Source organism: Streptomyces sp. NPDC060031, assembly GCF_042736805.1.
Classification (GTDB): Bacteria; Actinomycetota; Actinomycetes; order Streptomycetales; family Streptomycetaceae; genus Streptomyces.
This window is the reverse complement of the sequence record NZ_JBHWVM010000048.1, coordinates 50,095-57,241: the sequence shown is the minus strand read 5'-3', so window position 1 is coordinate 57,241 and position 7,147 is coordinate 50,095. Positions and strand designations below refer to the sequence as shown.

General features: G+C 72.0%; 4 protein-coding genes. 3 read left to right on the top strand and 1 reads right to left on the bottom strand.

Annotated features, from left to right (window positions below; genetic code table 11):
* Positions 1–122: 122 nt before the first annotated feature.
* A complete protein-coding gene (locus ACFWB8_RS21760) occupies positions 123–4,346 on the bottom strand; it encodes a S8 family serine peptidase (protein WP_385229365.1) in 4,224 nt (1,407 codons plus the stop codon).
* A gap of 91 nt (positions 4,347–4,437) precedes the next feature.
* On the opposite strand from ACFWB8_RS21760, the gene ACFWB8_RS21755 reads away from it, so the two are divergent.
* The 3 genes from ACFWB8_RS21755 to ACFWB8_RS21745 all read left to right on the top strand — a co-directional run bounded on the left by ACFWB8_RS21755 (position 4,438) and on the right by ACFWB8_RS21745 (position 6,376).
* Positions 4,438–5,391: a hypothetical protein gene (locus tag ACFWB8_RS21755; RefSeq protein ID WP_385229362.1), complete on the top strand. Its 954-nt coding sequence runs from the start codon at positions 4,438–4,440 to the stop codon at positions 5,389–5,391.
* Positions 5,392–5,564: 173 nt separating this feature from the next.
* Positions 5,565–5,705: a hypothetical protein gene (locus tag ACFWB8_RS21750; RefSeq protein ID WP_385229359.1), complete on the top strand. Its 141-nt coding sequence runs from the start codon at positions 5,565–5,567 to the stop codon at positions 5,703–5,705.
* 293 nt (positions 5,706–5,998) lie between these two features.
* Positions 5,999–6,376, top strand: coding sequence for a hypothetical protein (locus ACFWB8_RS21745; RefSeq protein WP_385229357.1), 378 nt, complete (start codon positions 5,999–6,001; stop codon positions 6,374–6,376).
* Positions 6,377–7,147 lie beyond the last annotated feature (771 nt).

Sequence of the window (7,147 nt, the reverse complement as noted above, 5' to 3'; positions counted from 1 at the left end):
GGCCCGGGACTTCCGGGCCCGGTCGGCGCTCGTTCCGGTCACCTGCTCGCGCCGGTCGTACGGGCGCGCCCGTCATACGGACGTGCCGGTCATACGGTCACACCCGTCATGCGCGGGGTGAGTCAGCGGCGCAGCTTCAGGCGGTATACCCCGCCGTCGACCGCGCCGACGTAGAGCGTGCGGCCGTCAGGGGCCGCGGTCAGCTTGGTGGTGTCGGTGTTCTGCAGACCGCTCGAGATGTTCTCCCACGTGAGGCCGTTGTCGGTGCTGCGCAGTACGCCCCGGCCGCCCTGGACGAGTCCGGACGCGGTCGAGCCGGCGGTGGCCGCGTAGAGCGCTCCGCCGACCCGCAGCAGGTCCGAGACGTGGACCGCGAGCGGGCCGGTGTCGGCGGTGCGGAAGGTCTTGCCGTCATCGGTGCTGACCCGGACGGACGAACCGCCGACGACCAGGCGTCGGCCGTCCATCACGATCGCGGAGACGGGGCCCTCGGCGACCTTGGTCTTGGTGACGCCGCCGTCGTCCGAGCGGTAGAGGCCCGAGGCGTTGCCCAGCCAGAGGCGCCGCGGATCGCGCGGGTCACCGGCCATGGCATCGAAGGACCTCTCATGGAAGAGGTTCTTCCATGTCCTGCCGCCGTCGGAAGTCGCGAACAGCCCATCGCCCAAGATGCTCCTGAAGCTGATCGCCACCCGGTCCGGGTCGGCCGGGTGGACCAGGATCGAGGTCGGTATCTCCGACGACGTGCCCTTCACCTGCCAGGTCCGGCCGGCGTCACCGCTGCGGGAGACCTCGAAGAGGCCGGTCGCGGTGCGCCGGACCTGCCACACCACCTTGGTGTCCTTGGGCGAGACGGCGATGTGCGAGGTGAGACGACCGGTCCTGCCCTCTGCCCCGGACTGGCCCCACTCGGGGCCGGCGACGGGGATCGCGGTGCGGTAGGTGCCGCTCACCGTTCCGGCGAGCAGCTGGTCGCCGCTGGCCGCGAGGGCGAAGGTGGTCAGGCCCTGGACGCCGATCCGCCGGTAACCGGTGCCGTCGGCCGAGCCGCGGTACAGGCCGTCCTGTTCGCTGGACACGGTCACCGAGCCGTCGGCCCAGCGGTCGTAGTCCATCGCGATGGCGGCCTTCGAGGGGGCGGGCACGGGCTTCCAGGTCTTGCCGTGGTCGCGGCTCACCTGCCCGGCGCCGAACAGAGCGCGCAGGTACAGGTCGCCGCCTGAGGCGGACAGCCCGTTGCCGCCCTCCGCCAGGGGCAGCAGGGTGGACCAGGTGCGCCCCTTGTCGTAGGAGCCGCGGACGCCCGTACCGGGAACGTAGGCCGCCACCACGGTGGAGTCGGCCGCCAGGCCGCGGATGGTGTTCACCGGCTCGTCGAGGACGAGGTGCGCCGTACCGGGGTCGCCCTTGCCGACGCCGTCGATCCGCCAGACGCTGTCGAAGGTCGACAGGTACAGGGTGTCGCCGACGAGGGTGGCGTCGCGGACGGCACCGGTCACGCCGGTGGGGTACGTCGCCCAGCTGTCGCCCGCGTCCGTGCTGACCAGCAGCGTGCCGTCGACCAGCGCGGCGAGGGTACGGGTCTGCTCGTCCGCGACGAACTCGTCGATGTGCGCGTCGGGCACGTCGAGCTTGCGCCAGGTGCGGCCGTTGTCGTCGGTGCGCAGGATCGTGCCCCGGCGGGTGGGGTCGGCGGCCGTGTTCACGGCGTACCACCAGCGATCGGGGCGGCGGGCGTCGACCACGACCGCTCCGGTGCCGTTGCCGTCGGCGATCGGCAACCTGCCCACCTGGCGCCAGTTGGCGCCGCCGTCGGTCGTCAGCCAGGGGGCGGCCTTCCGGAACTGGGTCACGACGGCCTGCTTCGGCCGGGCGGGTGAGAGCGCGACGTGGCCGGCCTCGCTGTTCGGGCCGATGGGCTCCCAGCGGTCGCCGCGGCTGTCGGCGGGGGTGACCTCGAAGGCGCCGGTTCCGGTGATCCGCCGGCCGTCGGTGGTCGTGGCCCGCACGGCCAGCTGGTAGGCGCCGGCCGCCTTCCCGGTCACGTCGGCCTGGTAGTAGCCGGCGCCGTTCATGGTGGTGGGCAGCGTGAAGGCCTTGCCGTGCGGCGGGGTGACCGTGATCTCCGGCGGCGCGTTCAGAGCGGCCGGGGCGGCGACGTGCACGGTGGAGCGGCCGTCGCTCGGGTCGGGGGACGCCTGGACGACCAGGTGCCGGGCGACGAGCAGGTACGGCACCCGCAGGGCCGGGCCGCGCTCAGGGGTGGCCGTGATCCGGCCGCTGATCTCCGTGTCGGTGGCCGGGCGGTCGGCGCGCAGGGTGACGGTGACGGTCGTGGATCCCCCGGCGGGGACGGTGGCCCGCGCAGGGGACACGGTGGTGGGCCCGGTACTGCTGAGGGCGACGGTCAGCGGTTCCTTGCCGGGGTTGGCCAGGCGTACCTTCGCGGTGGCGCCGACGGTCTTGTCCGCCAGGTCGGCGAGGCCGAACGACACGGCCGTCGGGGAGGCGCTGAGGGTGGCCGAGGCCGCGGCGGCCACGTCGAGCCGTCCGTTGCCCTGGACGGTGGGGCCGGTGCCGGCGAGCTGCTTCGCGGTGCCGACCAGTGCGGACCTGATCCCGTCGGGGTCCTGGTCCGGGCGCAGTTGGCGCAGCAGGGCGGCGGCTCCGGCGACGTGCGGGCTCGCCATCGAGGTGCCCGACATGCGGTAGACGCCGGGTTCGTACATCGAGGTGGGGATCGTGGAGCGGATCTCCACGCCGGGTGCGACCAGGTCGGGCTTGAGGCCGAAGCCGGTGCCGGGTCCGCGCGACGAGAACGAGGCGATCTCGTCGGTGGAGTCGGTGCCGCGCAGGGTGACGGACACCTTGCCGGCGGCCAGTTGACGGCTCAGCTGGGCGTACTGGGTCGTGTCGATGCCCATGACGACCAGGCGGTCCATGCGCAACGAGTCGCCGGAGGCGGCGGTCCGGGTGAGGTCGGGGCGGGCGGGGGTCGCCGGGGCCTCGACCGTTCCCGGGGTGGCGGCGAGCACGGGTCCGTCGTGGGACGGGAGGCCGCCGAGCACGGCGAGCGCGCCGCGCTTCTCGGCCTCGCGTGCCCAGTCGATGTCGCTCCCGCTCAGGACCTCCGTACTGGGCGGGACGAGAATGTCGGCCCGCAGGATCTTGCCCCGTACGTCACCGACCCGCTTCCAGTCCTCGGCGGTGCCCGCGCCGACGTCCACGAGCGGCGCGGTGACCGGCTCCCGGGGCGGGTTCGCGGACAGGATGCCCCGGTACGTCTGGATCAGTTCGGGCTCCTTGCCCGCCAGGTACGCGCTGGGCATCCGCATCCCGCTGGTGGAGGCGCCGACCGCGATGACGCCGTCGGCCGACGCCGGAGTGTTGACGGTGCCGCTGCCGGGCCCGTCGTTGCCCGCCGCCGCGACGACGACCACTCCGGCCCGCACGGCGGCGGTCGCCGCGCGGCCCAGCGGGTCGGTGCCGTCACCGGGGCCGCCGAGGCTCATGTTGATGACGTCGGCCGGGTGGGGGTTGGCCGGGTCGGCCGCCGCCTCGATGCCGGCGATGATGTCGGAGGTGTAGCCGCTGCCGTCGGCGCCGGTGACCTTGTAGGCCAGCAGGCTCGCGTCGGGCGCCATGCCGGTGACGCCTCCCTTCTTGGCCGCCTTGCCCGCGATGATGCCCGCGACGTGGGTGCCGTGACCGTTGTCGTCCATCGGGTCGTCGTCGCCATTGGCGAAGTCGAAGCCGCCGACGACCTTGTGGCCCTTGCCGAAGCCGCCGCCCAGGTCGGGGTGGCCGTAGTCCACGCCGCTGTCCAGGACCGCCACGACGGTGCCCTTGCCGGTGGCCTTCACCCCGGCCGGGTCCTCGCGCTTCCAGACCTCGGGCGCGCCGGTCAGCGGCACGCTGGTGTCCGTGCGCAGCTGTATCCGGGTGTCAGGCCGGACGGCGGTGACGCCCGGCAGCGCGGCCAGCCGCGCCGTCTCGGAGGCGGGCACCGTCATCGCCACGGCGTTGACGAGCAGGCCGAGTTTGCGGGGTGAGGCGGGGTGCAGTCCGGCGTTCCGCACCGTCCCGACGAAGGCGTCCTGCCGTGCCGCCAGGGTCCGCCGGGCGTCGCCGACGGCGGAAGCGGTGCCGGCGGCCAGGGATGTGAGCGCGCCGCCGGGGGCGGCTGCGACGGCGGCGTTCCCGGACAGTTCGACGATGACCCGCTGGTCCGGGTCGGGTGACTTCGCGGTCGCGGTGCCGGGTATCGCGGTGAGCGTCCCGGCAAGCGCGACGGTGGTGACCGTGACGGCCACCAGGCGTCGGGTTCTTCGTGGGTTCTTGGCCATGGAGAGAAGTCCTAGCGCCGAAGTCACTCTCCGTACAACAGATCCTGGCGGCCCATTGCTGCCGCTGGCACAAGTGGGCCAGTATCTGCATATGACGAACGAGCTCACCGCCGCAGGCATCGATCCGTTCGACGAGAGCGTCTACCGGGCCGTGTTGACCCGGCGTACGGCGTTCCCGACCGAGCTCGCCGCCGACCTCGGCTGCTCCCCTCTCCGTGCCGCCAGGGCACTGGACCGGCTGCACGACCACGGCTTGGTCGGGCGGCTCGCGGGCGTCCGCCGCCGGTACGCGGCGATCGAGCCGGGAGCAGCGGTCGAGTCCCTGGTACGGGCCCGGGCCGCGGAGTTGGACCGGGTCCGTTCGGTGGCGGGCGAGCTGTCCCGCCTCTTCGCGGCGGCCCAGGACGGCACCGCCGGGGAGGATGAGGTGGAGATCGCCACCGGCCGCGAGGCGCTCGGCCGCTGGTTTGTCCGCCTCCAGCAGGAGGCGCGCGAGGACGTCATGACGCTGGACCGGCCGCCGTACGCACTGACCACCTCCAACCCGGTGGAGAGCACGGCGCTGGGGCGCGGCGTGCGCTACCGCGCGGTCTACGCCCCCGAGGCGCTGGAGTGGCCGGGGGTGCTCGAGGACATCCGCGGACTCGTGCGCCGCGGCGAGGAGGCCCGGGTGATGCCGGGCTTGCGGATCAAACTGGCCATCGCGGACCGCCGGCTGGCGCTGATGCCGCTCTCCCTGGACCTCGACGGCGTGCGCGCTGCGGTCATCCGCCCCTCCACCCTGCTGGACGCCCTCACCGACTACTGGGAGCTGTGCTGGAAACAGGCCCTGCCGCTCGACGTCCCCGCCGAGGACCCGCTCGGTGAGGAGGATCGCCTGGTGCTCACCCTGCTGGTCAGCGGCCTCAAGGACGAGGCCATAGCCCGCCAGCTCGGCTGGTCGGTCCGCACCATGCGCCGGCGCATGAGCCGCCTCCACGAACTCCTGGGCGCGGTGAACCGCTTCCAGGCCGGCGTCGTCGCGGCCCGCCGCGGCTGGATCTGACCCGCCACCGGGCCGGGGCGGACGCACCTGGCGGTGATCCCGCCCCCACTTGGGCAGCGAAGACTGCCATGGTCAGAGCACGTGTGAACGGCGAACCCTGCGCGGCCCCCGCAGACCACCGAACCCACATCTGACCGCCAACACCCGCCGGCGAACCTCACAGTCTGGGGCACGTGACCACCATCGTGGTCAACCACCTCGCGCTCTTCATCGCCGAAGCCGATTCGAAGGAGCTTCACGCCGGCCTTGTCACGATGCTCGATCCCACTGGCACAGCAACGAAACTCTGGCCGAATCCCCAAAAATTCGACTGACCGCTCTCCCCGGCCCTCACACCCGAGCTGGTCGACGACATCGGGAGCCTCACCCAGCCGATCCCCAGCACAACCACCCGCTGACAACCACCCGCTGACGCACAACCGGTGCCACCACACCGCACACTCACACCGAACGAGAAACCAGGTATGCGCAGTCAAGCGGACGAGGCCGTGGGTGGTGCTGACGCGATGAGACGGCGTCCCGGCACCTGACGGCCGACGACAACGAAGAGCGAGAAGAGCACAAGGCAGACGGGACTGCCGAGAAGGCTGCTGCCGGCGTACGGCTCGTGGAGGACCTGGTCGCTCAGGTACCCGGGTTCGAGGACGCCTACGAGTGCCACGTCTTCAACGAGAGCGGGGTGCTCTCGCACGTGTTCTTCTGGGACGTCGTACAGGACACCGTTCGCTCGTACCTGGCGGAGGGCGACCCGGATGGTCCCAACTGGCGCCGGGTCCTTGCGTTCCTGGAAGAGGAGACACAGCGTCGCGTGCCCGGGGCGATCGAGGTCATCGTGACCTCGTTCCTCTACGACCTCCCGTACGAGGGAGAACCCGGGTACGGCATCGAAGCGCATCTCGGGCCAGCCATGAGGGAGAGCTACCTACAACTTCGACCCTGGTACGGAGCAGAGGGCCCGGGCGCTACGGGGACTCCGGCGGCGTAGACGTCTGTTGTGGCCGCTCTACTGCAGATTCGCTGGCTCTCAGCGCAGGTGGCGAAGCTCGCGTAGTCCGTAGTCCGGTGGTAGCGGCACCGTCCCCGCCGACTCCAGGCAGCTTGGGGCGCGGCGGCTGGGGCGGGCGCAGCCTGCAGTCCTCGGCGAAGGCCGTCAAGGACGGCAACCCCTCGCCTCCCAGCGGATCGCTGAACAGCGGTCCGCTGGTGCCGGCCCCGATCCCGCCAGAGCAGAGCGGCCGTCCACAGCAGGGGGCCAGCCCCGTCGGGAACGGCGTAGGTCATGCAGCCCCGGCGCAGTCCGTGGTCGTGCAGGGTGACGGTCGTGCCTTCCGCGCCAAGGCCGCGCACCTGCGCGGTTCGAGGGCCAGTGACGGGGCTTCCTCCCGCATGGCGGGACCCGGGACGCCGGTACCGCCCAAAGCGACTTCCACCCACTCGGAAGGATGCCGCATTCCCGGCGATGCTGAGGAGGAGAGGCGGCCGCACGTCCAGGCCTGCCAGGGAGCCGGAGAGAGTTGTGCCTGCGAAGTCCGACGTTCGGTCGAGATACCTCGCAGTGTGCCGGCTGCCGTCTGTGCCTCGTCTCGTTCGGGCGATTGCTGCGTGACCTGTGCATGCGGGGTCGCATCATCGGCTATGCGAAAGATCATCACGTGTGGCCGGGGTGTGCTCCGGGGATCGGCATTCTCGGTAGCGTGACCTCTGCTGCATGGAGTGTCCATGTGTCCGGCTGGTCCGTGCGAGGGCTTCCGACGGA

What these genes read in the sequence shown, in the direction of transcription:
- ACFWB8_RS21760 (WP_385229365.1), bottom strand. Translation starts at nt 4,346, where the DNA reads ATGGCCAAGAACCCACGAAGAACCCGACGCCTGGTGGCCGTCACGGTC.
- ACFWB8_RS21755 (WP_385229362.1), top strand. Translation starts at nt 4,438, where the DNA reads ATGACGAACGAGCTCACCGCCGCAGGCATCGATCCGTTCGACGAGAGC.